General features: G+C 71.9%; 21 protein-coding genes, 1 tRNA gene and 1 pseudogene. 10 read left to right on the top strand and 13 right to left on the bottom strand.

The features are described 5' to 3' along the window. Window positions 1-6 precede the first annotated feature (6 nt). Window positions 7-531: a hypothetical protein gene (locus MXD57_RS07950; RefSeq protein ID WP_250400608.1), complete on the bottom strand. Its 525-nt coding sequence runs from the start codon at window positions 529-531 to the stop codon at window positions 7-9. A 99-nt stretch (window positions 532-630) separates the two neighbouring features. On the opposite strand from MXD57_RS07950, the gene MXD57_RS07945 reads away from it, so the two are divergent. The 3 genes from MXD57_RS07945 (at window position 631) to MXD57_RS07935 (ending at window position 4,341) form a co-directional block, all read left to right on the top strand. Next, window positions 631-1,338, top strand: a complete 708-nt coding sequence (locus tag MXD57_RS07945; protein WP_250400607.1) for a response regulator transcription factor — start codon at window positions 631-633, stop codon at window positions 1,336-1,338. Next, window positions 1,335-2,711 (top strand): sensor histidine kinase, encoded by a 1,377-nt coding sequence (locus MXD57_RS07940; protein ID WP_250400606.1) that lies wholly within the window; start codon window positions 1,335-1,337, stop codon window positions 2,709-2,711. The genes MXD57_RS07945 and MXD57_RS07940 overlap by 4 nt, the downstream gene beginning before the upstream one ends. A gap of 175 nt (window positions 2,712-2,886) precedes the next feature. Then, the gene (locus MXD57_RS07935; protein ID WP_250400605.1) at window positions 2,887-4,341 is read left to right on the top strand and encodes a glycoside hydrolase family 18 protein; all 1,455 of its coding nucleotides are present in this window, start codon (window positions 2,887-2,889) and stop codon (window positions 4,339-4,341) included. A 230-nt stretch (window positions 4,342-4,571) separates the two neighbouring features. Here MXD57_RS07935 and MXD57_RS31760 read toward each other — a convergent pair. Next, window positions 4,572-4,928: pseudogene (locus tag MXD57_RS31760) on the bottom strand (substrate-binding domain-containing protein); the annotation flags it as partial. Beyond that, complete coding sequence (locus MXD57_RS31755) at window positions 4,817-5,062, bottom strand: LacI family DNA-binding transcriptional regulator (protein WP_308290660.1); 246 nt, start codon at window positions 5,060-5,062, stop codon at window positions 4,817-4,819. The gene MXD57_RS31755 and the pseudogene MXD57_RS31760, both read right to left, overlap by 112 nt. A gap of 495 nt (window positions 5,063-5,557) precedes the next feature. Between MXD57_RS31755 and MXD57_RS07925 the strand changes: the two genes are divergently transcribed. The 5 genes from MXD57_RS07925 to MXD57_RS07905 all read left to right on the top strand — a co-directional run bounded on the left by MXD57_RS07925 (window position 5,558) and on the right by MXD57_RS07905 (window position 11,905). After that, window positions 5,558-6,883: an ABC transporter substrate-binding protein gene (locus MXD57_RS07925; RefSeq protein ID WP_250400604.1), complete on the top strand. Its 1,326-nt coding sequence runs from the start codon at window positions 5,558-5,560 to the stop codon at window positions 6,881-6,883. A 338-nt stretch (window positions 6,884-7,221) separates the two neighbouring features. Continuing rightward, complete coding sequence (locus tag MXD57_RS07920) at window positions 7,222-8,220, top strand: carbohydrate ABC transporter permease (protein ID WP_250400603.1); 999 nt, start codon at window positions 7,222-7,224, stop codon at window positions 8,218-8,220. 14 nt (window positions 8,221-8,234) lie between these two features. Next, the gene (locus MXD57_RS07915; RefSeq protein ID WP_250400602.1) at window positions 8,235-9,155 is read left to right on the top strand and encodes a carbohydrate ABC transporter permease; all 921 of its coding nucleotides are present in this window, start codon (window positions 8,235-8,237) and stop codon (window positions 9,153-9,155) included. A 62-nt stretch (window positions 9,156-9,217) separates the two neighbouring features. Beyond that, complete coding sequence (locus MXD57_RS07910) at window positions 9,218-10,675, top strand: GH1 family beta-glucosidase (protein ID WP_250400601.1); 1,458 nt, start codon at window positions 9,218-9,220, stop codon at window positions 10,673-10,675. A gap of 174 nt (window positions 10,676-10,849) precedes the next feature. Further along, window positions 10,850-11,905 (top strand): LacI family DNA-binding transcriptional regulator, encoded by a 1,056-nt coding sequence (locus tag MXD57_RS07905; RefSeq protein WP_250400600.1) that lies wholly within the window; start codon window positions 10,850-10,852, stop codon window positions 11,903-11,905. Between the two features lie 102 nt (window positions 11,906-12,007). Here the strand turns inward: MXD57_RS07905 and MXD57_RS07900 are convergent. The 4 genes from MXD57_RS07900 to MXD57_RS07885 all read right to left on the bottom strand — a co-directional run bounded on the left by MXD57_RS07900 (window position 12,008) and on the right by MXD57_RS07885 (window position 14,788). After that, a tRNA-His gene (locus MXD57_RS07900) sits at window positions 12,008-12,080 on the bottom strand. 128 nt (window positions 12,081-12,208) lie between these two features. Further along, window positions 12,209-12,811 (bottom strand): oligoribonuclease, encoded by a 603-nt coding sequence (orn, locus tag MXD57_RS07895; protein WP_250400599.1) that lies wholly within the window; start codon window positions 12,809-12,811, stop codon window positions 12,209-12,211. Window positions 12,812-12,940: 129 nt separating this feature from the next. Next, a complete protein-coding gene (locus tag MXD57_RS07890; protein WP_250400598.1) occupies window positions 12,941-14,152 on the bottom strand; it encodes a helix-turn-helix domain-containing protein in 1,212 nt (403 codons plus the stop codon). A gap of 378 nt (window positions 14,153-14,530) precedes the next feature. Next, window positions 14,531-14,788: a hypothetical protein gene (locus MXD57_RS07885; protein ID WP_250400597.1), complete on the bottom strand. Its 258-nt coding sequence runs from the start codon at window positions 14,786-14,788 to the stop codon at window positions 14,531-14,533. A gap of 317 nt (window positions 14,789-15,105) precedes the next feature. Between MXD57_RS07885 and MXD57_RS07880 the strand changes: the two genes are divergently transcribed. After that, window positions 15,106-15,633, top strand: coding sequence for a universal stress protein (locus MXD57_RS07880; RefSeq protein ID WP_250400596.1), 528 nt, complete (start codon window positions 15,106-15,108; stop codon window positions 15,631-15,633). Between the two features lie 251 nt (window positions 15,634-15,884). Here the strand turns inward: MXD57_RS07880 and glmS are convergent, their stop codons facing one another. Further along, on the bottom strand, window positions 15,885-17,702 hold the full coding sequence (gene glmS / locus MXD57_RS07875) for a glutamine--fructose-6-phosphate transaminase (isomerizing) (RefSeq protein ID WP_250400595.1): 1,818 nt from the start codon (window positions 17,700-17,702) through the stop codon (window positions 15,885-15,887). A 25-nt stretch (window positions 17,703-17,727) separates the two neighbouring features. Then, the gene (locus MXD57_RS07870; protein WP_250400594.1) at window positions 17,728-17,985 is read right to left on the bottom strand and encodes a hypothetical protein; all 258 of its coding nucleotides are present in this window, start codon (window positions 17,983-17,985) and stop codon (window positions 17,728-17,730) included. Between the two features lie 352 nt (window positions 17,986-18,337). On the opposite strand from MXD57_RS07870, the gene MXD57_RS07865 reads away from it, so the two are divergent. Next, the gene (locus tag MXD57_RS07865) at window positions 18,338-19,942 is read left to right on the top strand and encodes a beta-N-acetylhexosaminidase (RefSeq protein ID WP_308290659.1); all 1,605 of its coding nucleotides are present in this window, start codon (window positions 18,338-18,340) and stop codon (window positions 19,940-19,942) included. Window positions 19,943-20,008: 66 nt separating this feature from the next. Here the strand turns inward: MXD57_RS07865 and MXD57_RS07860 are convergent, their stop codons facing one another. The 4 genes from MXD57_RS07860 to desA are packed head-to-tail and all read right to left on the bottom strand — an operon-like array spanning window position 20,009 to window position 25,023. Further along, window positions 20,009-21,778 carry an IucA/IucC family protein gene (locus tag MXD57_RS07860; RefSeq protein ID WP_250400592.1) on the bottom strand — a complete coding sequence of 590 codons (1,770 nt, stop codon included), beginning with the start codon at window positions 21,776-21,778 and terminating at the stop codon, window positions 20,009-20,011. After that, window positions 21,775-22,314 (bottom strand): GNAT family N-acetyltransferase, encoded by a 540-nt coding sequence (locus tag MXD57_RS07855; protein ID WP_250400591.1) that lies wholly within the window; start codon window positions 22,312-22,314, stop codon window positions 21,775-21,777. Before MXD57_RS07855 ends, MXD57_RS07860 begins: the two co-directional genes overlap by 4 nt. Further along, window positions 22,311-23,597 carry a lysine N(6)-hydroxylase/L-ornithine N(5)-oxygenase family protein gene (locus MXD57_RS07850; RefSeq protein ID WP_250400590.1) on the bottom strand — a complete coding sequence of 429 codons (1,287 nt, stop codon included), beginning with the start codon at window positions 23,595-23,597 and terminating at the stop codon, window positions 22,311-22,313. Before MXD57_RS07850 ends, MXD57_RS07855 begins: the two co-directional genes overlap by 4 nt. Next, a complete protein-coding gene (gene desA / locus MXD57_RS07845) occupies window positions 23,581-25,023 on the bottom strand; it encodes a lysine decarboxylase DesA (RefSeq protein ID WP_250400589.1) in 1,443 nt (480 codons plus the stop codon). Before desA ends, MXD57_RS07850 begins: the two co-directional genes overlap by 17 nt. Window positions 25,024-25,085: the final 62 nt, after the last annotated feature.

Here is a 25,085-nt window from a genome sequence, read left to right as displayed (position 1 = left end):
GGGCCGTCAGTAGGTGCCCACTTCGACGCGCGGTGGGCCGTCGTGCCAGGTGCAGAACACCGACACCCGGTCGGCGTCCCGGCCGAACTCCACCCGGATCCAGCTCTCCGTCTTCCACACCTGCATCGACCAGCCGGTGCCCGGGGTCGCCGAGACGAGTGTCGCGTCGGCCGTGCCCAGGTCGAAGACCGCCCGGCCGCCGGCGGTGTCGTAGGCCTTGACCCGGCCGGAGGCCGTGGGAGCGGCGGTGGCGGAGGCGGACGGGGAGGCGCCCGCGGTACGGGACGGGGTCCGGGAGGGCGTGCGGGCCGACGGTTCGGCCGACGGTCTCCTCGCCCGGGTCGGCCGCGCGGACGGCGACCCGGCCGGCTCGGTGCGCCGCCCGGTGGTGTCGGCCGCCGCGATCGGCAGGGCGCGCGGCGGGTCGTACGCCGTGCCGGCCATGACCGTGTGCACGCCCCACCACGACAACGTGACCGCCGCGCCCGTGGCGAGCAGCCAGGCCAGTACGTGTACGAGTCCTCTGCGCATCGCGGGCCATACTGCCCCAGGGGCGCCGGGGCGCGCACCCGCCCCGGGTTGTCCACAGGCGGGCCGCCGGCGTCGGCCGCATGGCGTACGGTGCGGCGCATGGCAAGTGTGCTCGTGGTGGAGGACGACCAGTTCGTACGCTCGGCGCTCATCCGGCATCTGACCGACGCCGCGCACACCGTGCGCAGCGTGGGTACGGCACTGGAGGCGCTGCGCGAGGTCGCCCACATCCGTTTCGACGTGGTCGTCCTGGACCTCGGGCTGCCCGACCTGGACGGCTCCGAGGCCCTGAAGATGCTGCGCGGCATCACGGACGTGCCCGTCATCATCGCCACCGCGCGGGACGACGAGACGGAGATCGTCCGGCTGCTCAACGCGGGGGCGGACGACTACCTGACCAAGCCGTTCTCGGTCGAGCACCTGTCGGCCCGGATGGCTGCCGTGCTGCGCCGGGCCCGGGCCACCGGCCCGGAGGCGCCGCCCTCCAGCGTCCTGCGGGTCGGCGGGCTCACCGTCGACCCGCAGCGCCGCCAGGCCGAACTGGACGGCGTCCGGCTCGACCTGACCCGCCGTGAGTTCGACCTGCTCGCCTTCCTCGCCGGCCGCCCCGGAGTCGTCGTGGCCCGCAGGGAGCTCCTCGCCGAGGTCTGGCAGCAGTCCTACGGCGACGACCAGACGATCGACGTCCATCTGTCCTGGCTGCGCCGGAAACTGGGGGAGACCGCGGCCCGCCCGCGCTATCTGCACACCCTCCGGGGCGTCGGCGTCAAGCTGGAGCCGCCCGGGGGAGGGGAGCCGCCGCGATGAGATGGGCTCTGGTCAAGGTGTGCCTCGCGGTCACCACCATGGTCGTGGTCGCCTTCGCCGTGCCGCTCGGGCTGGTGGTGAAGGAGATGGCCCGCGACCGCGCGTTCTCCAACGCCGAGCGGGAGGCCGCCGCGGTCGCCCCGGCACTGTCCATCACCACCGACCGGGACCAGTTGGAACGGGTCGTGGCCTCGGCCGGCGCCGACTCCGGGATGGCCGTGCACCTGCCCGCCGCCGACGGCCGCGGAGCGCTCGACCTCGGCCGGCGGCGCGCAGCCGGCAAGGACATCGCGGCCGTACGGAAACTGGGCCGCGCCTCCACCACCTCCGTCTCCGGCGGCTCCACGCTGCTGCAGCCGGTCGCGCTCGGCTCCGGCGCGATCGCGGTCGTCGAGGTGTACGTGCCCGAGTCCGAGATGAGCAACGGCGTCGGCACGGCCTGGGCGGTGCTCGCCGCGGTCGGTCTGGCGCTGATCGTCGGCTCGGTCGCGGTCGCCGACCGGCTCGGGGTGCGCATGGTGCGGCCCGCGCAACGGCTGGTCGAGGGCGCGCGCGAACTGGGTGAGGGCAAGCTGGGCGCCCGGGTGCCGGAGGACGGGCCGACCGAACTGCGGCTCGCCGCCGTCGCGTTCAACTCCATGGCCGACCAGGTCGTGCAACTGCTGGCCAACGAGCGCGAGCTGGCGGCCGACCTGTCGCACCGGCTGCGCACCCCGCTGACCGTGCTGCGGCTGAACGCGGCCTCCCTCGGCGCCGGGCCCGCCGCCGAGCAGACTCGGACGGCCGTCGCCCAACTGGAGGGAGAGGTCGACACCATCATCCGCACCGCCCGGGAGGCCAAGCCGCAGACGGTGGCCGCCGGTCCCGGCGCCGGCTGCGACGCGGCCGAAGTGGTGCGCGAGCGGATGGAGTTCTGGTCCGCGCTCGCCGAGGACGAGGGCCGCAAGTGGCGGGTGGCCGGGGTCGAGCGGCCGGTGCGCATACCCGTGGCCCGCGCCGATCTGGCCGCCGCCCTCGACGCGCTGCTCGGCAATGTCTTCCGGCACACGGCCGAGGGCACCGCCTTCGCGGTCGACGTGCACAACGCGGAGGACGCGGTGATCGTGCTGGTCTCCGACGCGGGCCCCGGCATACCCGACCCCGACGCGGCGATGGCCCGCGGCCGCGGCTCCGGCAGCGCCGGCTCGACCGGGCTCGGCCTGGACATCGTGCGGCGCCTCGCCGAGGCCACCGGCGGTGACGTGCGCATCGGCTCCTCCGTGCTGGGCGGGACCGAAGTCCGGATCTGGTTCCAGCTCGACGGACGCAAGCCGGCCGGCCGGGTGCACCGCGGGAGTGTGCGCGCACGCCGGCGGACGGCGGGCGCCCGCTGACGCTCCGTTCGCACCGGACCACGGATTGGTCTCGACCTTTAACCGTCCCCGATCCCTTCCTTAAGCGCACCCTAAGGACTGCGGCGGACGTCCCCATAGGCCCGTTTGCCCGTTTCCGGCTCGCTAGCGTGCTGCCTCACCCCACCCCCCGTGAGCAGCGAAGGCAGGCACGCGCATGAGCACGCACCGGCGCAGGATCAGTGGCAGGAACAAGGCGATCGGCTCGGTGGTGGCCGCGGCGGTGATCGGCGGCGGTGCCCTCCTGCTCACCGGCACGGCGAACGCGGCCGGAGTCAACGCCGCCTACACGAAGACCAGCGACTGGTCGACGGGCTACACCGCGCAGTACGTCGTCACCAACAACAGCGGCCGGACGGAGAAGACCTGGACGCTGGAGTTCGACCTGCCCGCGGGCGCGAAGCTCGGCTCCCTCTGGAACGCAGAGGCGGCGGTCAGCGGTCAGCACGTGACCGTGAAGCCCGCGAAGTGGGACACCGGCGGCCTGGCCGTGGGCAAGTCGGTCACCGTCGGCTTCGTGGTCGACGGCACGGGCGACCCGACGGGCTGCCGTGTCGACGACGCGCGGTGCTCCGCGGACGACGGTGCCACCCCCGAGCCGAGCGGCCGCCCGACCGAGCCCCAGAGCCCGGCCCCCGGCGCGACGCCGAGCGGGAGCGCCACCCCCACCCGGAGCGCGACCCCGACCCCCTCGCAGAGCAGTGGCACCGGCACCACCGCCGAGGCCGGCTTCGCCCCCTACGTGGACACCTCCCTCTACCCGGCCTTCGACCTCCTCGCCGCGGCCGACGCGACCGGTGTGAAGAACTTCAACCTCGCCTTCGTCACCGACGGCGGCGGCTGCACCCCCAAGTGGGGCGGTGTCACCGACCTCACCGGCGACGCGGTGGCCGCGCAGATAGGCTCCCTGCGCGCCAGGGGCGGCGACGTCCGGGTCTCCTTCGGCGGCGCCTCCGGCTCGGAGCTGGCCACCACCTGCACCTCGGTGGACGCCCTGGCGGCGGCGTACGGCAAGGCCGTGGACGCCTTCGCGCTGACCAAGGTGGACTTCGACGTCGAGGGCGGCGCGCTGCCCGACACCGCGGCCAACACCCGCCGGGCCAAGGCCATCGCCAAGCTCCAGGCCCAGCACCCGGACCTGGACGTCTCCTTCACCCTGCCGGTGATGCCCGAGGGGCTGACCCAGGACGGCGTGAACCTCCTGGCCGACGCCAGGTCCAACGGCGTGCGGACCGGCACCGTCAACATCATGGCGATGGACTACGGCCCCGCCTACAACGGCGACATGGGCACCTACGCCGAACAGGCCGCCACCGCCACCCAGGCCCAGGTCAAGAGTGTGCTGGGGCTGTCCGACTCGGCCGCCTGGAAGACGGTCGCGGTCACGCCGATGATCGGGGTCAACGACGTCTCCTCCGAGGTCTTCAGGGTCGACGACGCCACCCAGCTCGTCGACTTCGCCAAGTCCAAGGGCCTCGGCTGGCTCTCCATGTGGTCCGCGACCCGCGACAAGCAGTGCGCCGGCGGCACCAAGCCCACCGCCGACGCCACCTGCAGCTCCATCACCCAGGACGAGTTCGCCTTCGCCAAGGCCTTCGGCTCCCTCGGCTGAGCGGGCCGGGCCCGGCCGCGGCGACGCCCCGGCCGGGCCCGGCGGCATGACGGCGCGGCACCCCCTGTCCGGGTGCCGCGCCCCGCCGTCCGTCCCCGGACCACCGGACGGTCCCTCGGTCCACGCGACGCCTCCCGGGCGCGTTCGCGCCGCCTGCGGACGAGACGCGCCAGGGCTCGCGCCCGGGCGGGATCACGGTTCGCGGCAGGACCGCGCGACCCCGGCGGCGCTCAGGCCGAGTCCCGGACGACCAGCCGGGTCGGCAGGACCACCTCGCGCCGCCCGGCCCGTCCCGCGATCTCGTCCAGCAGCAGGTCCGCCATGACGCGCCCCATCTCCTCCATGGGCTGGCGGACGCTGGTCAGCGGAGGGTCGACGTGCCGTGCCACGATCGAGTCGTCGAAGCCGACGACGGCCACGTCGTCCGGGACCCGCCGGCCCGTGGCGCGCAGTTCGAGCACCGCCCCGGAGGCCATCACGTCGGAGGCCGCGAACACCGCGTCGAGCCCGGGGCGCCGGCGGGGGAGCGCGCGGCGCGGTCGGGGACGTAGCCGAGTTCGGCGATCGCCTTCTCCACGGCCGCCCGGGACCGGTCGCTCACCCTGGGGGAACCGTTGAGGACCCGGGACACCGTGCCACGGCCGACACCGGCCCGAGCGGCCACGGCGTTCAGCGTCGGGCGCCGGACGCCGGGTGCCGCGGGCGGCTGGGCGTGGCTCATCGTTCACCTTCCGGTGTGCGGCAAGGGGTGCCTCATTCCGTACCGGCGCGCCGCGGGGCCGGCCCTCCGGTCCGGGGCCTCCGCCGGCCTCAGCTGAGATCATCCCTGTGACCAGCGTGGATCCGCCGGGCGGCGGGCGGGTGTCCGGAGCGCGGCAGGGGATTGCGTGACACGTTCGCGTGACGCCTGGGACACGCTCGGGCAACAACGCTGTTTTCAAGTCTTGACACCCGGCCCCCGCAGCGAGGAGTCTTCCGGCATGCCGCGTGGGAGCGGTCCCACGGAAGTTTCGAGGGGCTCGGCCCGCGCGGGTCGAAGCACTGATGGCCTTTCCCTCCACCCTGCACGAAACAACCGTTGACCAGCGTCTTTGCACCGCACATCGTGTGCTGTGAGCCGGCCGCTGCTCGAAATCGAGAGGGCAGGTCCGGGCCGCCGATCCTTGGCGGTCCGCTTCCTGGGGTCCCGATTCCCACCGGAACAAGGAGTAGTGGAATGCGCATCACCGGTACCGACGGCGGAGGCGGTCGCCGTCGCAGAGCGGCGGCCCTCGCCACCACGGTCCTGACGGCATCGGCGCTGCTGCTGACGGGCTGCAGCGGTGACGACGACTCGGACGCCTCCGGGTCCGACGGCTCGATCACGCTCACCGTGGCCGACTTCGGGCAGTTCGGCTACAAGGAGGCCGATCTGTTCGCCAAGTACCACGAGCTCCACCCGAACATCACGGTGAAGGAAGAGGTCACCGCCAACGAGCAGGACTACTACCCCAAGCTCCTTCAGCAGCTGAACACGGGCAGCGGCCTGGGAGACGTCACCGGTATCGAGGTCGGCCGGATCAAGGAGGTCGTCGACACCCAGGCGGACAAGTTCGCCGACCTGGGCAAGTCGATCGACGTGAAGGACTGGGTCTCCTGGAAGGAGAAGCAGGCCACCACGCAGGACGGCAAGGTCGTGGGCGCCGGCACCGACATCGGCCCGATGTCGCTGTGCTACCGCCGCGACCTGTTCGAGAAGGCGGGTCTGCCCACCGACCGCGAGGACGTCGCCAAGGCGATAGCGGGCGGATGGGAGGACTACCTGAAGCTCGGCGAGCAGTACAGGAAGAAGGCGCCGTCCGGCACCTACTTCATGGACTCCGCGAGCGCCATGTTCAACGCGGTCGTCAGCTCCTCGGACGAGCAGTACTACGGCACCGACGGCAAGCCGGTCTACAAGGACAGCGCCTCCGTGCGGCAGGGGTGGGACCTCTCCGCCGAGGCCGCGTCGAAGAAGCTGACGCAGGGACTGCCGCAGTTCACCGACGCCTGGACGGCGGCGCTGCGCAAGGGCAGTGTCGCCACGGTGGCGTGCCCGGCCTGGATGGCGGGCCAGATCTCCACCAACTCCGGTGACGCCTACAAGGGCAAGTGGGACATCTCGCGGGCGCCCGGTTCCACGGCGGCCAACTGGGGCGGCTCCTTCCTGGCGGTCCCGCAGGGCGGCAAGCACGTCAAGGAGGCCACCGAGCTGGTCAAGTGGCTGACGGCGCCCGAACAGCAGGCCGCGGTGTTCAAGGCCATCGGTGTCTTCCCGTCCAACCAGGGCGCCTACGAGCTGGCCGACGTGAAGAGCGCGAAGCTCCCGTACTTCAACGACGCCCCGATCGGCGAGATCTACGCGGAGGAGGCCAAGTCCATCCCCGAGGCGGTGCTCGGTCCCAAGGACGCCGTGATCAAGGACACGATCTCGACGCAGATCAACAACATGGAGCAGCGGGGCACCAAGCCCGCCGACGCGTGGAAGGCCGCGACCGAGGCGATCGACAAGGCGATCGGCTGACGCGCGCCGGGGCGGGCCGGTCCCTCGGACCGCCCGCTCCGCGTCCGCGCGTCCGGCCGGGGCCACCGCGCCGGTGCCGTGACCGCGGACCGCGGGAGGGCGCAGCGGCGCCCCGGCCGCGGCCCGGCACCTCAGCCGTCGCGGCGCCCGGCGGGACCCGGTCCCTCGGGTACGGACCCCGGCGGACCGGACCCCGGACGCCGGGCTCTGGATGCCCGGTCGGGCGGCTCGGTACCGTACCGCCCGCCGTGGCGCGCGGGACGGGGGCCGGCGCGCGGTCCGGTGGACGCCGCGCCCGCCCCGTATCCGGCCGAAACCCTGCAGACAAGGACTCCTCCGTGGCAACGACAACCCCCACCCGGGGCGCGTACAGCCCGCCGCCCGGCGGCTCCGGCACCGTGCCGAACGGACCCGGCCCCCGCTCGTGGCGCAGCCGGCTGTGGCGCTTCGACGACCTGGCCTCGCCCTACGCCTACATCGCGCCCTTCTTCCTCGTCTTCGGAGCGTTCGGGCTCTACCCGCTCCTCTACACCGGCTGGATCGCCCTGCACCGGGTCGAGATGACCAGCCTCGGCCAGTCGGAATGGGTCGGCTGGGACAACTTCTCCAGGATCCTCCAGGACTCGGAGTTCTGGACCGCGGTCGCCAACACCTTCGTCATCGGGGTCATATCGACCGTTCCCCAGCTCCTCGTGGCGCTGGGTCTGGCCCATCTGCTCAACTACAGGCTGCGGGCCAGCACGTTCTGGCGGACGCTCATCCTCACCCCGTACGCCACCTCGGTGGCCACCGCGGCGCTGGTCTTCGCACTGGTCTTCCGGGCGGACGGCGGCATCCTCAACTGGGTGCTGCACTTCGCCGGCGTCGGCGACATCGACTGGGGCAACGGCGAGTGGACGTCCAAGATCGCCATCTCGGTCATCGTGATCTGGCGCTGGACCGGCTACAACGCCCTGATCTACCTGGCTGCCATGCAGGCCGTGCCGACCGATCTCTACGAGGCCGCCTCCATCGACGGCGCGTCGCGGTGGCAGCAGTTCCGCAAGGTGACGATCCCCTCGCTGCGGCCGACGATCCTGTTCACCATCGTCATCTCGACCATCGGTTCCATGCAGCTGTTCGGCGAGCCGCTGCTGCTGCAGGGCGGCACGCTCGGGTCCATGGGCGGCAGCGAGCACCAGTACGAGACCCTGAGCATCTACCTCTTCAACTACGGCTGGAAGCTGGGGCACCTGGGTCCGGCCGCCGCCGTGGCCTGGGCGATGCTCGTCCTGCTGCTGCTGATCGCCCTGATCAACTTGATCGTCGGCCGGTTCGTGCGCAAGAGCGCGGCCTGACGGGAGCGACTTCGATGACCACGACCAGTCCCATCAAGCCCGCGGCGGACCTCACCCCGGACCGTCCGCCCACCCCCGGCAGCGGCGGCCGGGCCCGCCTCGTGCTCGGCGCCGGCCGGCAGCTCGAGGGCGGCCCCTTCACCTACGCCGCCCTCGTCGTCGTCGGCCTGGGGTCGATCTTCCCGCTGTACTGGACCCTGGTGGCCGCCTCGCACGACCAGCAGCGGGTCCTGGACAGCCCGCCGCCGCTGCTGCCGGGCGGCAGGCTGTGGAGCAACCTCCAGGCCGCCTGGGACCAGGCCAACCTGGGCAGGGCCATCGTCAACAGCGTCGTCGTGGCCGGCTGCATCACCGCCGCGACCCTGTTCTTCTGCACGCTGGCCGGATACGCCTTCGCCAAGATGCGCTTCCGCGGCCGCGGCTTCCTGATGACCGCGGTCATCGCCACACTGACCATCCCGCCGCAGCTCAGCGTCGTCCCGCTGTTCATGATGATGTCCGACATCGGGTGGGGCGGGAAGCTGGAGTCGGTGATCTTCCCGACCCTCGTCGGCGCCTTCGGTGTGTTCTTCATGCGCCAGTACCTGCTGGAGGCCCTGCCCCACGAACTGATCGAGGCGGCCAAGGTGGACGGCGCGACCAACCTCCGCATCGTGTGGAGCGTGGTCCTGCCCGTGGCCCGGCCCGCGATGATGGTGCTCGGGATGCTCACCTTCGTGCAGGCGTGGAACGACTTCTTCTGGCCCTTCCTCGCCCTGAACCAGCAGAACCCCACCATCCAGGTGGCGCTCGGCCAGCTCAGCGCCTCCTACACCCCCGACCAGAGCATCGTCATGGCCGGCGCGCTGATCAGCACGCTGCCACTGCTGCTGGTCTTCGTGATCTTCGGCAAGCAGATCGTCGGGGGCATCATGTCGGGCGCCGTCAAGGGGTGACGGCGCAGTCGTCCCGGGCAGCAGACCGACTTTCCACCCGCCACTTTGGGAGCGCTCTCACCATGACCGCTGTACGACCCGAGCCGACGACCCGGCCGGCCGCGGACCCCTCCTTCCCGCCCGGTTTCGTCTGGGGCGCGGCCACCGCCGCCTACCAGGTCGAGGGCGCGGCAGCCGAGGACGGACGCACGCCCTCCATCTGGGACACCTTCAGCCACACGCCCGGCAGGGTGCGCAACGGCGACACCGGCGACATCGCCGCCGACCACTACCACCGGTACCGCGACGACGTGGCGCTGATGAAGGACCTCGGCCTGCGGGCGTACCGGTTCTCCGTCTCCTGGTCCCGGGTGCAGCCCACCGGGCGGGGGCCCGCCGTCGAACGCGGCCTGGACTTCTACCGCCGCCTCACCGACGAACTCCTCCAGGCCGGCATCACCCCCGTCGCCACCCTCTACCACTGGGACCTGCCCCAGGAGCTCGAGGACGCGGGCGGCTGGCCGCAGCGGGACACCGCGCAGCGCTTCGCCGAGTACGCCGAGACGGTCGGCCGCGCCCTCGGGGACCGCGTCGGGGTCTGGACCACGCTCAACGAGCCGTGGTGCTCGGCCTTCCTCGGCTACGGCTCCGGTGTGCACGCGCCCGGCCGTACCGACCCGGCCGCCACCCTGCGCGCCGCCCACCACCTCAATCTGGCGCACGGCCGGGCGGTCGGGGCGCTGCGCTCGGTCCTGCCCGGCTCCGCGCAGCTCTCCATCACCCTCAACCTGCACCAGGTGCGGCCGCTCACCGACGCCCCCGGGGACGTGGAGGCGGCCCGGCGTATCGACGCGGTCGGCAACCGGATCTTCACCGGCCCGATCCTCGACGGCGCCTACCCGCAGGACCTGCTCGCGGACACCGCGCGCATCGTCGACTGGGACGAACTGGTGCGCGGCGACGACCTCGCCGAGATCTCCCGTCCGATCGACGTGCTCGGCGTCAACTACTACTCGCCGACCGTGGTCTCACGGCCCGTGGAAGGCGCCGGCGCCACCAAGAACGACGGCCACGGCGCCAGCGACCACTCGCCGTGGACCGGCTCCGAGGACGTCTCCTTCCACCTCGCCAACGACGAGCTCACGGCGATGAACTGGGCCATCGACGCGGACGGCCTGCACACCCTGCTGGCCGGGGTGGCGGCCGCGCACCCCGCGCTGCCGCTGATGGTCACCGAGAACGGCGCCGCCTTCGACGACTACGTCTCCCCCGAGGGGAAGGTGAACGACCCGCAGCGGATCGCCTACCTCCACGGCCACCTCGACGCGGTCCGGCGCGCCATCGCCGACGGCGTCGACGTCCGGGGCTACTTCCTGTGGTCGCTGCTGGACAACTTCGAGTGGTCCTACGGCTACTCGAAGCGGTTCGGCGCCGTCTACGTCGACTACGGCACCCAGCGCCGCATCCCGAAGGCCAGCGCCCACTGGTACGCCGACGTGATCCGCCGCAACGCCCTGCCGGAGACGGACCCGCGGATGTGACGTGCGCCCGCGCCCCCGGCCGGGCGGCCGGGGCACAGCCGCCGCGCCCGCGCCCCCGGCCGGGCCGCGGGCGCGGGATGATGAGAGCGGGTGCCGCGGGATCTCGGTTACATTCCTGGCCGGACGGTAGCGGACAACCCCCGGCCGGTCGGTTGTGAGCGGGAGGCGGAGACCATGCCAGTCAACGGAGAGCGGAGCCGGAGCAGCCGGCGGCCGACGCTGGAAGAGGTCGCCGCACGTGCCGGTGTCGGCAGGGGCACGGTCTCACGGGTGATCAACGGGTCGCCCCGGGTGAGCGAGGCGACCCGCGCCGCCGTGGAGGCGGCCGTCGCGGAGCTCGGCTATGTGCCCAACACCGCGGCGCGGGCCCTCGCGGCCAATCGCACCGACGCCATCGCGCTGGTGGTGCCGGAGCCGGAGACCCGCTTCTTCTCGGAGCCCTACTTCTCCGACATGCTTCGCGGTGTCGGCGCCGAACTCTCCGACAGCGAGATGCAGTTGCTGCTCATCTTCGCGGGCAGCGACCGGGAGCGGCAGCGGCTCGCGCAGTACCTCGCCGCCCATCGCGTCGACGGTGTCCTGCTGGTCTCGGTGCACGCCGACGACCCCCTGCCGGACCTGCTGTCCCAACTGGAGATCCCCGCGGTGATCAGCGGCCCCCGCTCCGCCACCGAGACGCTGACCTCGGTGGACTCGGACAACTACGGCGGCGCCCGGTCCGCGGTGGAGCACCTGCTGTCCCGGGGCCGCCGCCGGATCGCCCACATCACCGGCCGCCTCGACGTCTACGGCGCCCAGCGCCGTGTCGACGGCTACCGCGACGCCCTGCGGGACGCGGGCCTGCCCGTGGACGAGGACCTGATCGAGCCCGGTGACTTCACCGACGAGGGCGGCCGGCGGGCCATGGCGACCCTCCTGGAGCGCCATCCGGACCTGGACGCGGTCTTCGCGGGCTCCGACGTCACGGCGGCGGGCGCCCGGCAGGTGCTGCGCGAGGCGGGCCGCAGCGTCCCCGGCGACGTGGCCCTCGTCGGCTACGACGACTCGGTCATCGCCCGGCACATGGACCCGCCGCTGACCAGCGTCCGCCAGCCGATCGAGGAGATGGGCCGCGCCATGATCGACCTGCTCCTGACCGAGATCGCCGGCCGCCGCCCGGCCGCGACCCGCGACCCGCGACGCCTGCACGAGGTCCTGCCCACGGAACTGGTGGGCCGGGCGTCGTCGTGACGGTCCTCCCGGGTGGGTGACGTACCCCGCCCGGGCGGCGGACGCGAAAACGAATCAGCCGGTGACTCCGTCTCTCGACGGAGTCACCGGCTTACTACTCAGGGTGAGTGACGGGACTTGAACCCGCGGCATCCTGGACCACAACCAGGTGCTCTACCAGCTGAGCTACACCCACCACGACCGGTAGTCCGAGGAGTGCTCTCCCCGACCGGCCGAGAAGAAGTCTACAGGGTCCGAAGGGGTGCTCGCGCACGGGTTTTCGCGCGCGTCCCGAGTGGACCCCGGGGCGCCGGTCCCGGGGCCCTACCGCGCGGGCAGGACGTGCTTGGCGGCGATCGCCCTGGCGGTGTCGGAGTCCGGTCCGGGCTGCGGGACGAAGACGGCCTCGCGGTAGTAGCGCAGTTCGGCGATGGACTCGCGGATGTCGGCGAGGGCGCGGTGGTTGCCGTTCTTCTCCGGGCTGTTGAAGTAGGCCCGGGGGTACCAGCGGCGGGCCAGTTCCTTGATGGAGGAGACGTCGACGATGCGGTAGTGGAGGTGGTTCTCCAGGGCCGGCATGTCGCGCAGCAGGAAGCCGCGGTCGGTGCCGACGGAGTTGCCGCACAGCGGGGCCTTGCCGGGCTCCTTGACGTGCTCGCGGACGTAGGCGAGGACCTGTGCCTCGGCGTCGGCCAGCGTCGTGCCGCCGGCCAGTTCCTCCAGCAGCCCGGACGCGGTGTGCATCTCGCGCACCACCTCCGGCATCGTCTCCAGTGCCGAGTCCGGCGGGCGGATGACGATGTCCACCCCTTCGCCGAGCACGTTCAGCTCGGAGTCGGTGACGAGGGCGGCCACCTCGATGAGCGCGTCGTCGGACAGCGAGAGGCCGGTCATCTCGCAGTCGATCCACACCATGCGATCGTTCATGCGTCTCACCTTACGGCGCGCCGCCCCGGGCCGGACCTGGCGTGCGGCGACCTTGTCGGTGTGCGTGCGGACGAGCGACAGCCGAGGAGGGACGGAGCAGCGCTCCGTCCCTCCCGTGCCGCTCCTCGTTCAGCTACCGCTGCGCGGGCCCGGCAGCAGGCTCACCGCGCCCGCCGCCTGCCGGCGGCTCTGCATCGGCACCCCGCTCTCGCGGTCCGGGTGCAGCACCGGCGGCGCGTGGCCGACCGGTCCGGGGCCGGCCAGGCCGGGCCCGCCCGGTCCGGGCTGCACCGGGATCTCCGCCTCGCCCGGCCGCTCGCCCTGCGGCCTGCGGGCCCGGTAGGCCGCGCGGTAGGCGGCCGGGGACGAGCCGAGCTGGCGGCGGAAGTGCCCGCGCAGCGCGACCGGGGAGCGGAAGCCGCAACGGCCCGCCACCTCGTCCACGGAGTAGTCCGACGTCTCCAGCAGCCGCTGCGCCTGGAGCACCCGCTGGGTGATCAGCCACTGCAGCGGAGCGCTGCCGGTGAGCGAGCGGAACCGGCGGTCGAACGTACGGCGGCTCATGTAGGCGCGTGCCGCCAGGGTCTCCACGTCGAACTGCTCGTGGAGGTGTTCCAGCGCCCAGGCGACGACCTCGGCGAGCGGGTCGGCGCCGATCTCCTCCGGTAAAGACCGGTCGAGGTAGCGCTCCTGGCCGCCCGACCGGCGCGGCGGGACCACCAGGCGCCGGGCCAGCGCGCCGGCCGCCTCGTTGCCGTGGTCCGTCCGCACGATGTGGAGACAGAGGTCGATCCCGGCCGCCGTACCCGCCGACGTCAGGACGTCGCCGTCGTCGACGAACAGCTCTCTCGGATCCACGTGCACCGACGGATAGCGCTTGGCCAGCGTCGGCGCGTACATCCAGTGGGTGGTCGCCGGCCGGCCGTCCAGCAGGCCGGCCGCCGCGAGGACGAACGCGCCCGTGCACAGCCCGACGATGCGGGCACCCTCCTCATGGGCCCGGCGCAGTGCGTCGAGCGCCTCGTCCGGTGGCGGCGAGGTGATCGAGCGCCAGGCCGGCACGACGACCGTCCCGGCGCGGGAGATCGCCTCCAGCCCATGTGGCGCGGTGAGTTCCAGGCCCCCTGTGGTCCGCAGCGGGCCCTCCTCGCCGGCCGACACCAGTAGTCGGTAGCGCGGTACTCCGGCGTCCTGGCGGTCGATCCCGAACACCGAAAGCGGTATGGAACTCTCGAAGATGGGGCCGCCGCTGAACAGCAGCACCGCGACGATCTCCTTGCGGCGGCGCCCGGACAGTTTCCGGGCCGCGGCCTCCGGCGCGGCAGTGGAGTCGTGGCTCATCCTGCTAAGCCCCCCTCGGTGGTCGCGGCTCCTCGGTTGTGTCGCTCCTGCACGTTTCCCCTCGGTCCTGCACGAGTCCCCCGCCGTAAGACAGTCAAGATCGAATCTACTGGCTACCGCGGTCTGACGGTGGCCAGTTCGACACGCCGGACATTGTCGACATGACAACTTGGCGTGAAGCATTCGATCACGAAGCGTTGCACTCGTGGGGCGTGCAGGGAAGTGCGCCTCGTCGCAGTGGCCAAACCGCGTAGGGTGCGGACGTCGGCCCGGACCCTTTCCGTGCAGGTGGAACGGGGGTTTGGGGGTGGTCGGACCCCCTCCGGAACGGTGTCCGTAAGTTGGCCGAAAAGAAGCGCTCGAGGGTACGGAAACCGGTCAGTCGACCGGTGTCTCTCCTTCACTGTGACGTCCGCCGCTTTGCGCGGCGCAACGTTCGGACCGTCGCAGCAGCACCCGGCAGGCGGCCGTGACCGCGGCGAGGCCGAAGGCGGTGCCGGCCGCCCCGGCGAGCGAGGCGCCGCACCAGAGGAGGACCACGGGGACGAGGACGCAACTGAAGGCCGCCCAGCGGATCACGCCGCTCGTGGTGTCCGGGGCGGGGCGCGGGCGTGCGGTGGATCGGGGTCCGGGCAACTCGTACTCCCTGTGGCGGTGGCTCACGGAGATCAACGCCGGTTCGATCCGTCGGTCACCGGCCGCTGCTCCGTTCATGCTGTGCAAACCACCTGTACGAGGCAGCAACCATTGCGCTGCGGGCGCCGCTCGTGCATGCTCCGGGGAACCCCCACGGACATCCGGGGGCCCCGCTCACGGAGCGTGCGCGGGAAATGCACAGAGGAGGCGTGCAGCCGTACCCTTGGGGGTATGGGGTTGGGAAGACGAATCCCGGACACTGCTCCGCCGCTCGATGTCACTCCCGCCCACACAAGGATCACAACGCCGAGACAGTCATGGCCGGTCACGAATTCTTCGAACCCGCGGACCGCAAGCGACCCGTCGTCGATCCCACGGCGGACGAGCCCCTGGCGGCGCCGGAGCCACGCCCGTCCTGCGACCCCGCCTTCCTGCACGGCGTGGTGGTCGGCTTCGACGGCTCGACCTCGAGTGAGCGCGCCCTCGCCTACGCGATCGGCATGGCCCACCGCTCCGGCTCGGGACTGATCATCGTCCATGTGGCCAACCGGCTGCCCACGACCGTGTGGGCCGGCTGCGAGCCGCCCGTCTTCGTCGACGTGCCGGACCACCGCACCGAGGTGCTCGGTCTCGAACTGGCCTGCGCCGACTATCTGGCCGAGGTGCCCTGGATCCTGGTCGAGCGCGGCGGTGACATCTGCCACGAACTCGAGGAGGTCGGGCGGGAGTACGAGGCCGACGCGATCGTGGTCGGCACCACCCACGGCATCGTGGGCCGGATCTTCGGCTCCGTGGCCGGGCGACTCGCCAAGCGGGCGCAGCGTCCGGTCATCGTCATCCCCTGAGCCCGCCCGCCGCCGACGCTCCGTCAGTTCCCCGCGCCGCCGACAGTCCGTCAACTCCCCACGGGCGAACCGGGGCTACTCGTGCGTAGAGGTGTCTGTGCCCTTGTGAAGGGCATATATGGGGCACCGAGGCGTGCCGCGAGCCGGCGGGTGACGGCCGCCGGCCGAGCACGGCGGCACGGGAACGGACCCCCGCGCACGAGGTGGCGACGCGGGGGTCCGTTCTTCGTGCCGCGGGGCGGCGGGGGCCGCTACTCCACGGTGACGGACTTCGCCAGGTTCCTCGGCTTGTCGATGTCCCGGCCCAGGGCCTTCGCCGTGTGGTAGGCCAGGAGCTGGAGCGGGATGCCCAGGAGGATCGGGTCCAGCTCGTCCTCGTTCTTCGGGACCACGATGGTGCGGTCGGCCTTCTCCTGCTCCTGGTGGGCCACCGCGAGGATCTTGCCGCTGCGGGCCTTGATCTCCTCCAGGGCCGCGCGGTTCTTCTCCAGCAGGTCGTCGTCGGGGACGATCGCGACCGTCGGCAGGGCCGGCTCGATCAGGGCCAGCGGGCCGTGCTTCAGCTCGGAGGCCGGGTAGGCCTCCGCGTGGATGTAGGAGACCTCCTTGAGCTTCAGCGAGGCCTCGCGGGCCACCGGGTAGCCCCGGACGCGGCCGATGAAGAGCATGGAGCGGGCGTCGGCGTAGCTCTCCGCGAGCTGCCTGATGTCCTCCTCCTGCTTGAGGATCCGGGTGATCTGCTCCGGGAGCCTGCGCAGGCCCTCGATGATCCGCTTGCCGTCGCGGACGGAGAGGTCGCGGGTGCGGCCGAGGTGCAGGGCGAGCAGCGCGAAGGCGACCGTGGTGTTGGTGAAGCACTTCGTCGAGACGACGCAGACCTCGGGGCCGGCGTGCACGTAGATGCCGCCGTCGGCCTCGCGGGCGATCGCGGAACCCACCACGTTGACCACGCCGAGCACCCGGGCGCCCTTGCGCTTCAGCTCCTGCACGGCGGCGAGCACGTCGTACGTCTCACCGGACTGGGAGACGGCGACGTACAGCGTGTCGGGGTCCACGACCGCGTTGCGGTAGCGGAACTCGGAGGCCGGCTCGGCGTCGGCGGGGATGCGGGCCAGCTCCTCGATCATCTGGGCGCCGATCATGCCCGCGTGGTACGACGTGCCGCAGCCGAGGATCTTCACGCGGCGGATCCGGCGCGCCTCGCGGGCGTCCAGGTTGAGGCCGCCCAGGTGCACGGTGGAGAACCGCTCGTCGATGCGGCCGCGCAGCACGCGGTCCACGGCGTCGGCCTGCTCGTGGATCTCCTTGTGCATGTAGGTGTCGTGGCCGCCCATGTCGTACGACGCCGCCTCCCACTCCACGGTGGTCGGCTCGGCGCTGGTGCGGGTGCCCTCGGTGGTGTAGGTGCGGAAGTCGTCGGCCTTGAGGGTGGCCATCTCGCCGTCGTCCAGCGTGACGATCTGCCGGGTGTGGGCGACCAGGGCCGCGATGTCCGATGCGACGAACATCTCCTTCTCGCCGATGCCGAGGACCACCGGGGAGCCGTTGCGGGCCACCACGATGCGGTCGCCGAAGTCGGCGTGCATCACCGCGATGCCGTACGTGCCCTCGACCAGCCGGAGGGTCTCGCGGACCTTGTCCTCCAGCTTCTCGGCGGTGGACCGGGCGACGAGGTGGGTGAGGACCTCGGTGTCGGTCTCGGAGAGGAACTCGACGCCGTCGGCCTCCAGCTTGCGGCGCAGGTCCGCGGCGTTGTCGATGATGCCGTTGTGCACGACGGCGACCTTGCCGTCGCCCGACATGTGCGGGTGGGCGTTGAGGTCGGAGGGGGCGCCGTGGGTGGCCCAGCGGGTGTGGGCGATACCGGTGGTGCCCTTGAAGCGCGCCGGCACCTTGGCCTCGAGGTCGCGCACCCGGCCCTTCGCCTTGACCATCCTCAGGCCGGCCGTCTTCGGGGACGTGACGACGATGCCCGCCGAGTCGTAGCCGCGGTACTCCAGGCGCTGCAGGCCCTCCAGGAGCAGCGGAGCCACGTCACGCTTGCCGATGTATCCGACGATTCCGCACATGTATTGGGTATCCCTCAGTCTGGCGTCAGCCGTAGACCATGCGGCGCAGCTGCCTGAGCGTCAGCTCCGGCGGCGCCACCGCCCGGTATTTAAGGTCCGCCTCGATCCGGTCGAAGATCGCCGTGTTCGTCAGGCCCTGGGCCTGCAGCTCGCGGTGGCGGCGACGGACGTAGTCCTGCGTCGTCTCGTCGAAGTAGGCGAGCACGTCCTGCACCACCCGCAGCGCCTCGCCCCTGCTGAGGGCCGTGGACCGCGTCAGGTGATCGACAAGTTCCTCGTGCACCCGGTAGATCCTGGGGTAAGAGCGCGAGTTTCGCAAGAATCCTGCCCGATTCCGGGCAGAGGGCCGGTGGCGCCGGCTTCGGACCGCGCGAACCTGCCCGGCGTCCGCTCCTTCGCCCGCGGTGGCACCGCCCTCATCCCGCTCGGCGCCCACGGCATCTCCTGCGGAATCCCGGCGAACCTGGGCATATCCGGTGGAACCACGGGCCGTCCGGCCGGAGGACCGGCTCAGGGCGTACCGCGCCGCGCACCGATGACCCGACCGCCGTCCCTGCGGATGATTTCCGCGGGGCGGGGATTGATGCGCCGGCTCCGCGGGAGAGTGGTCCTTACCACTCGTGAAGGGAGCGCATGTGAGACGGCGCCACAGCACGACGTCCGGGCCGACCCGTGTCCTCGGATCCCTGCTGCTCGTCGCGGCGGCGGGCGTGACCGCCGTCGGCGCGGCCCCGGCACCGGCGGCCGAGGCGGCGACCACCCCGCTGAACCGGGTGGTCCCGGCGCCCGCCGAGGTCCGGCCCGGCGGACGCCCGTACCGCCTCACCTGGGCCACCGGCGTCCACGTGGACGGCTCGGCGGAGGTCCGCCGGATCGGCGAGTACCTCGCGGGCATCCTGCGCCCGTCCACCGGCTACCGCGTCCCGGTCACCGAGCACGGCGCCGGAGGCATCCGACTCCACCTGAGCGACGGGCGGTTCGGCGCCGAGGGCTACCGGCTGACCAGCGGACCCGCGGGCGTCACCGTCACCGCGAGCGCCGCCGCCGGCCTGTTCCACGGTGTCCAGACCCTGCGTCAGCTCCTGCCGGCCTCCGTCGAGCGCGGGAGCGTCCAGCCCGGACCGTGGCGGATCGCCGGCGGCACCGTCGAGGACCGCCCCCGCTACGCCTACCGCGGCGCCATGCTGGACGTCGCCCGGCACTTCTTCACCGTCGGCCAGGTCGAGCGCTACATCGACGAGCTGGCCCTGTACAAGATCAACACCCTGCACCTGCACCTCAGCGACGACCAGGGCTGGCGCATCGCCGTCGACTCCTGGCCCCGGCTGGCCGCCTACGGCGGGTCCACCCAGGTCGGCGGCGGCAGGGGCGGCTACTTCACCAAGGCCGACTACCGGCACATCGTCCGCTACGCCGCCTCCCGCTACCTGGAGGTCGTGCCCGAGATCGACATGCCCGGCCACACCAACGCGGCCCTCGCCTCCTACGCGCAGCTCAACTGCGACGGTACCGCGCCCCCGCTGTACACCGGCACCCGGGTCGGCTTCAGCTCGCTGTGCGTGCCGAAGCAGGTGACCTACGACTTCGTGGACGACGTGGTCCGCGAACTGGCCGCGCTCACCCCCGGCCGCCGCCTGCACATCGGCGGCGACGAGGCGCACTCCACCGGCCACGCCGACTACGTCGAGTTCATGGACCGCGTGCAGCGGGTCGTCGCCAGGTACGGCAAGACGGTCGTCGGCTGGCACCAGCTCACCGGCGCCACCCCCGCCAAGGGCGCCCTCGCCCAGTACTGGGGACTGGACGGCACCAGCGCGACGGAGAAGGCCCGGGTGGCCGAGGCCGCCCGGAACGGCACCGGCCTGATCCTGTCCCCGGCCGACCGGGTCTACCTCGACATGAAGTACACCGCCGGCACGGGGCCGGGCACCAGATGGGCCGGGCTGGTGGAGGTACGGCGCTCCTACGACTGGAACCCCGGGAGCTATCTGCCCGGCGTGCCCGCCTCGGCCGTCCGGGGCGTCGAGGCACCGCTGTGGACGGAGACCCTCACCAGGTCCTCCGAGATCGAGTACATGGCCTTCCCACGGCTGCCCGGAGCGGCCGAGCTGGGCTGGTCCCCGGCGGCCACCCACGACTGGGACGCCTACAAGGTCCGGCTCGCGGCCCAGGGCCCGCGCTGGGACGCCCTCGGGATGAGCTACTACAAGTCGCCCCAGGTCCCCTGGCCGGCGGGCTGAGCAGAGCACGACGGGCGCCCCGCGGGACCGTACCGCGGGGCACCCGCCCGTCCGTCCGTCCGGACGTCAGTACCCGGCGACGGGGTTGTCCAGATGCCCCACGAGCTGCAGCGCGCCGGACGGATCGGCGAGGTCCACCATCTGCCGGTTGTCGCGGAGCTGGAGCCGGTTGAGGCAGGACAGCGCGAACCGGGGGGCGAACACGTCGTACCGCTCGAACCGGTGGGCCAGTTCGGGCGTCGCCCGCTGGTACTCGCGGGTGACCTCGGCGACCGTGCGCCAGAAGTCGTCCTCCGCCAGGATCCCCTCGGTGGCGAGGTTCGCCGCCAGGAACCGGAAGAAGCAGTCGAAGACGTCCGTGAAGACCGACAGCAGCTTCTGGTCCTCGGGCACCTCGACGCGGATCCGCCGCACCTCCGGCGGCAGCACCGCGTCGGGGTCCATGACGACGATCTCCTCGGCGATGTCCTTGTAGATCGCGCGTTCCACCACCCCGTCCCGCAGGACGAGGATCACGTTCTCGCCGTGCGGCATGAAGGCCAGGTCGTAGGCGTAGAAGCTGTGCAGCAGCGGGGTGAGGTAGGCCCTGAGGTAGTGCCGCAGCCACTCGGCGGCCGGGAGGCCGGAGCGCTCGACGAGCGCGCCCGCGAAGGAGGCGCCCGCGTCGTCGACGTGGAGCAGCGAGGCCATGGTGGCCAGTGACTCGCCCTCGCGCAGGGACGGCACCGGGCTCTCCCGCCACAGCGCGGCCAGCATCTTCCGGTAGGGCGAGTAGCGGTCGGTGGCCCGCTCGTACTCCAGGTGCCGGTAGCCGACCGCCGCCCGCTCCCGGATGATCGACAGACCGGTGGACCTCAGGACGGGATCGTTCTCGACGAGCCGTGCGAGCCAGTCGTTGATCGCCGGGGTCGCCTCCATGTAGGCGGCCGAGAGTCCGCGCATGAAGCCCATGTTGAGGACGGACAGGGCTGTCTTCACATAGTGCCGGCGCGGGTCGGAGGTGTTGAAGAAGGTCCGTATGGACTGCTGGGCCAGGTACGCGTCGTCACCCTCGCCGAGACACACCAGGTGCCGGCGGGCCACCTCGGCGGCGAAGGTGACGCCGAGTTTGTTCCACCACTGCCACGGGTGCACCGGCACGAGCAGGTACTCGGCGGGATCGAGGCCCTGGCCGGTGAGGGTGGCGCGGAACCGCTCCAGGGTCTCCTCGCCCAGCTCCGCCCGCAGGAACGACTCGTACTCGATCCCGGCCCCCGCCGTGAACACGGCCCGCGAGCGGTGCGCGGCCAGCCACACCAGCCGGACCGGGTTCGCGGTCTCCGGCGCGTACGACAGGTACTCGTGGACGCCGAAGCCGAGCCGCCCGTTGTTGGCGACGAAGCAGGGGTGGCCCTCGGTCATCCCGGTCTCGATGTCCTGGAAGGAACCGCGCGCGAGCTCCGCGGAGGTGACGCGGGGCTTGGCGAGCTTGTAGCAGGTGCCCGAGAGGGTGGAGGAGATCTCCTCCAGGTAGACCGGCAGGATCTCGTCGCTCAGCCCCAGGGCGTCGCGCATCTCGACGAAGAAGTCCAGTGCCGCGAGCGGAAGTCCGGCGCCCCCGCGGTGCCGGGTGATCGACTCGGCGTCGACCTGCCAGTGGTCGAGGGCACGGCGGACGGCGGTGAAGCGGTACCGGGTGAGCCCGTCGTCGCTGCGGACGACGTACCCCTCGCCGTCCGGTTCCGGGATGATCAGCCGCTCGTGGGCGAACTCCGCGAGCGCCTTGCGCAGGAGCAGCCGGTTGGCCCGCTCCCAGCGCTCGGGGGAGAGGTGGGCGACGGCGTCGGCGAGGCTCACGCGGACACCGCCCGCAGGAACCGCTCGCGCGTGCAGAAGCTCAGCAGCGCCCGCTTCTCCGGCTTCTGGATCTCGCGCTCGGGCACGAACCCGACCGCCTCGTTCAGGGCGTGCACCGCCTTGTTGCCCACATCGGGCTCGACCACGACCCGCCGGGTCGCCGGGTCCGCGAAGAGATGCGCCATCACCGCGGTGATGACGGCCCGGGTGAACCCGTGCACGGGGGTGTCGGTGGGGGCGACGAGGAAGTGCATGCCGACGTCGCCCGGCCGCGGCTCGTACAGCCCGACCAGCTCGCGGTGGGCCGGGTCGTACTTCTCCATCAGGAAGACGGGCTCCGCGTCGCGCAGCCCGAGCAGGGCGTGGTGGTGCTCGTCGGCCGCGATCTCCCGGTAGGCCCGCTCGACGTCCCGCGGGCTCGCGTCCTGCATCATCCAGAACGCGGCCTTGGGGTGGGTGACCCAGCGGTGCAGCAGCCCGGCGTCCCCCGACGGGTCCGGCGGCCGGAGGGTGAACGTCATGGTGTCGCTGGTCATACGGCGAACTCCTGGAAGGCGATGGTCTTCTCGACCGGGTAGTACTCCCTGCCGAGCAGCTCACGGATGATGTACGCGTTCCGGTACGCGCCCATGCCCAGATCGGGACTGGTGACGCTGTGGGTGTGGACGCCGGCGTTCTGCAGGAAGACACCGCGGCCGGTGACGTCGATGGCGTAGTTGCGGGCGACGTCGAAGCGGCCGCGGCCGTCGAAGCGCAGGCGCTCGCGCACCGGCTCGAGGAAGGCCGGCGGCCGGTAGTGGTAGCCGGTGGCGAGCACCAGGCCCTCGGAGCGGATCTCGAAGTCCTTGCCCTGCTCGTCCTGGCGGAAGCCGAGCGTGTACGCGCCGTTCTCGTGGCGGGCCTCGTTCAGCGTGGAGTTGGTGAGCAGCCGGGTGGGCACCGGGCGGTCGCCGCTCGCCACGTCCTTCTGGTAGAGCAGGTCGAAGATCGAGTCGACCAGGTCCGAGTTGATGCCCTTGAACAGGCCCTTCTGCTGCTGCTCCAGCCGGTACCGGGTCTCCTCGGGCAGCGCCCGGAAGTAGTCGATGTAGTCGGGGGACGTCATCTCCAGGGTCAGCTTGGTGTACTCCAGCGGGAAGAACCGCGGGGAGCGGGTGACCCAGTTCAGCTCGTAGCCGTGGACGTCGATCTCGGACAGCAGCTCGTGGTAGATCTCGGCGGCGCTCTGCCCGCTGCCGACGATCGTGAGGGACTTGCGGGCCTGCAGGTCGGCCTTGCGGTGCAGGTACCGCGCGGTGTGGACGACGTCGTCGCCCAGGTCCCGGCAGGCCTCGGGGACGAACGGGACGGTGCCCGTGCCGAGCACCAGGTGCCGGGCGCGGAACGTCTCACCGGCCGCGGTGCGCACGGCGTACACCTCGTCCTCGTACGTCACCTCGGTGACCGTGGTGCCGAAGCGGACGCTGCCCAGCTTGCCGGCCGCCCAGCGGCAGTAGTCGTCGTACTCGACGCGCAGCGGGTAGAAGTTCTCGCGGATGTAGAACGGGTACAGCCTGCCCTTCTCCTTCAGGTAGTTGAGGAAGGAGTACGGGGAGGTGGGGTCGGCCAGGGTGACCAGGTCCGACATGAACGGGGTCTGCAGGTGGGCGCCGTCCAGGAACATGCCGGCGTGCCACTCGAAGTCGGGCTTGGAGTCCAGGAAGACGCCGTTGAGTTCGCCGATCGGCTCGGTCAGACAGGCGAGGCCCAGGTTGAAGGGACCGAGTCCGATCCCCACGAAGTCGTACGGGGCGGTCGGGGCTTCAGGACGCGCGGTCAAGGGACTCTCCCAGGTACTGCTCGGCATGGCCGGCGATCAGGTCCAGGACGGCGGCGATGTCGGCCGGCGTCGTCTCGGGGTTGAGCAGGGTGAACTTCAGGTAGTGGCGGCCGCCGACCTCGGTGCCCGCGACCGCGGCGTCACCGGAGGCGAACAGCGCCTTGCGGGCGTACAGGTTGGCGCGGTCGATCCGGGCCGGGTCGGTGACCGCCGCCGGGACGTAGCGGAAGACGAGGGTGGACAGGCTCGGCTCGACGACCACGTCGTAGCGGGGGTCGGCGGCGAGCAGCCGCCAGCCCTCCCGGGCCAGTGCGCAGACCTCGTCGAAGAGCCGCCCGATGCCGTCGGCGCCCATGGTGCGCAGCGTCAGCCACAGCTTGAGGGCGTCGAAGCGGCGGGTGGTCTGCAGGGACTTGTCCACCTGGTTGGGGATGCGCTCGTGCACCATGCGGCGCGGGTTGAGGTATTCCGCGTGGAAGGTCGCGTGCCGCAGGGTGGCCGCGTCCCGGACCAGCACGGCGGAGGAACTCACCGGCTGGAAGAAGGACTTGTGGTAGTCGACGGTCACCGAGTCGGCGTGTTCGATCCCGTCGATGCGGTCCCGGTGCCGCAGTGAGGCGAGCAGTCCGCAGCCGTAGGCCGCGTCCACGTGCATCCACACGCCGTACTGGGCGCAGAGCCCGGCGATCTCGGGCAGCGGGTCGATGGAGCCGAAGTCGGTGGTGCCGGCGGTGGCGACGACGGCCATGGGGACCAGGCCGTCCCGCGCGCAGCGCTCCAGTTCGTGGGCGAGCGCCACGGTCTGCATCCGCTTGTCGTGGTCGACGGGGACGGTGACGACGGCGTCCGGGCCCAGGCCGAGCAGTTTCGCGGACTTCCGGACGCTGAAGTGGCCGGCCTCGGAGGTGAGGATCCGCAGTTTCCCGTGGTCGTCGCTCTTCGCCTCCTCCCGGGCCAGCAGCAGCGCCTGGAGGTTGGACTGGGTCCCGCCGGAGGTGAACACGCCGTCGGCGCCCGGCCCGAGGCCGATACGGGCGGCCGTCCAGTCCACGAGCCGGCGCTCGATGAGGGTGCCGCCCGCCGACTGGTCCCAGGTGTCGAGGGAGGAGTTGACGGCGGAGAGCACGGCCTCGCCGAGCACCGCCGGGATGACCACCGGGCAGTTGAGGTGGGCGAGGTAGCGGGGGTGGTGGAAGTACACCGCGTCGCGCAGGTAGAGGTCCTCCAGCTCGTCCAGCGCCGAGGTGGTGTCGCCGAGCGGGCGGTCGAGGTCGACGGCGTCGACGCGCAGGGCGAGCGCGTCGACCGTGACGCCGGTGAACGGACCTTCGGTGGTGGCGAGTTTGGCCGCCACCCGCTCGACTCCTTCGGTCACGGAGCGACGGTAGTGCTCCGCTGTGAGGCCATTGAGCAGGTGCGAGCGCATGTGGGGGTCCTCCGAGGGACTGTCCGTGCGGGATGTAACTTAGGTTAGCCTAACCTAAGTTA

Origin of the sequence: Streptomyces cellostaticus (assembly GCF_023630175.1) — a bacterium.
GTDB classification, from domain to species: Bacteria; Actinomycetota; Actinomycetes; order Streptomycetales; family Streptomycetaceae; genus Streptomyces; species Streptomyces cellostaticus_A.
This window is presented reverse-complemented; position numbering and strand designations above follow the sequence as displayed.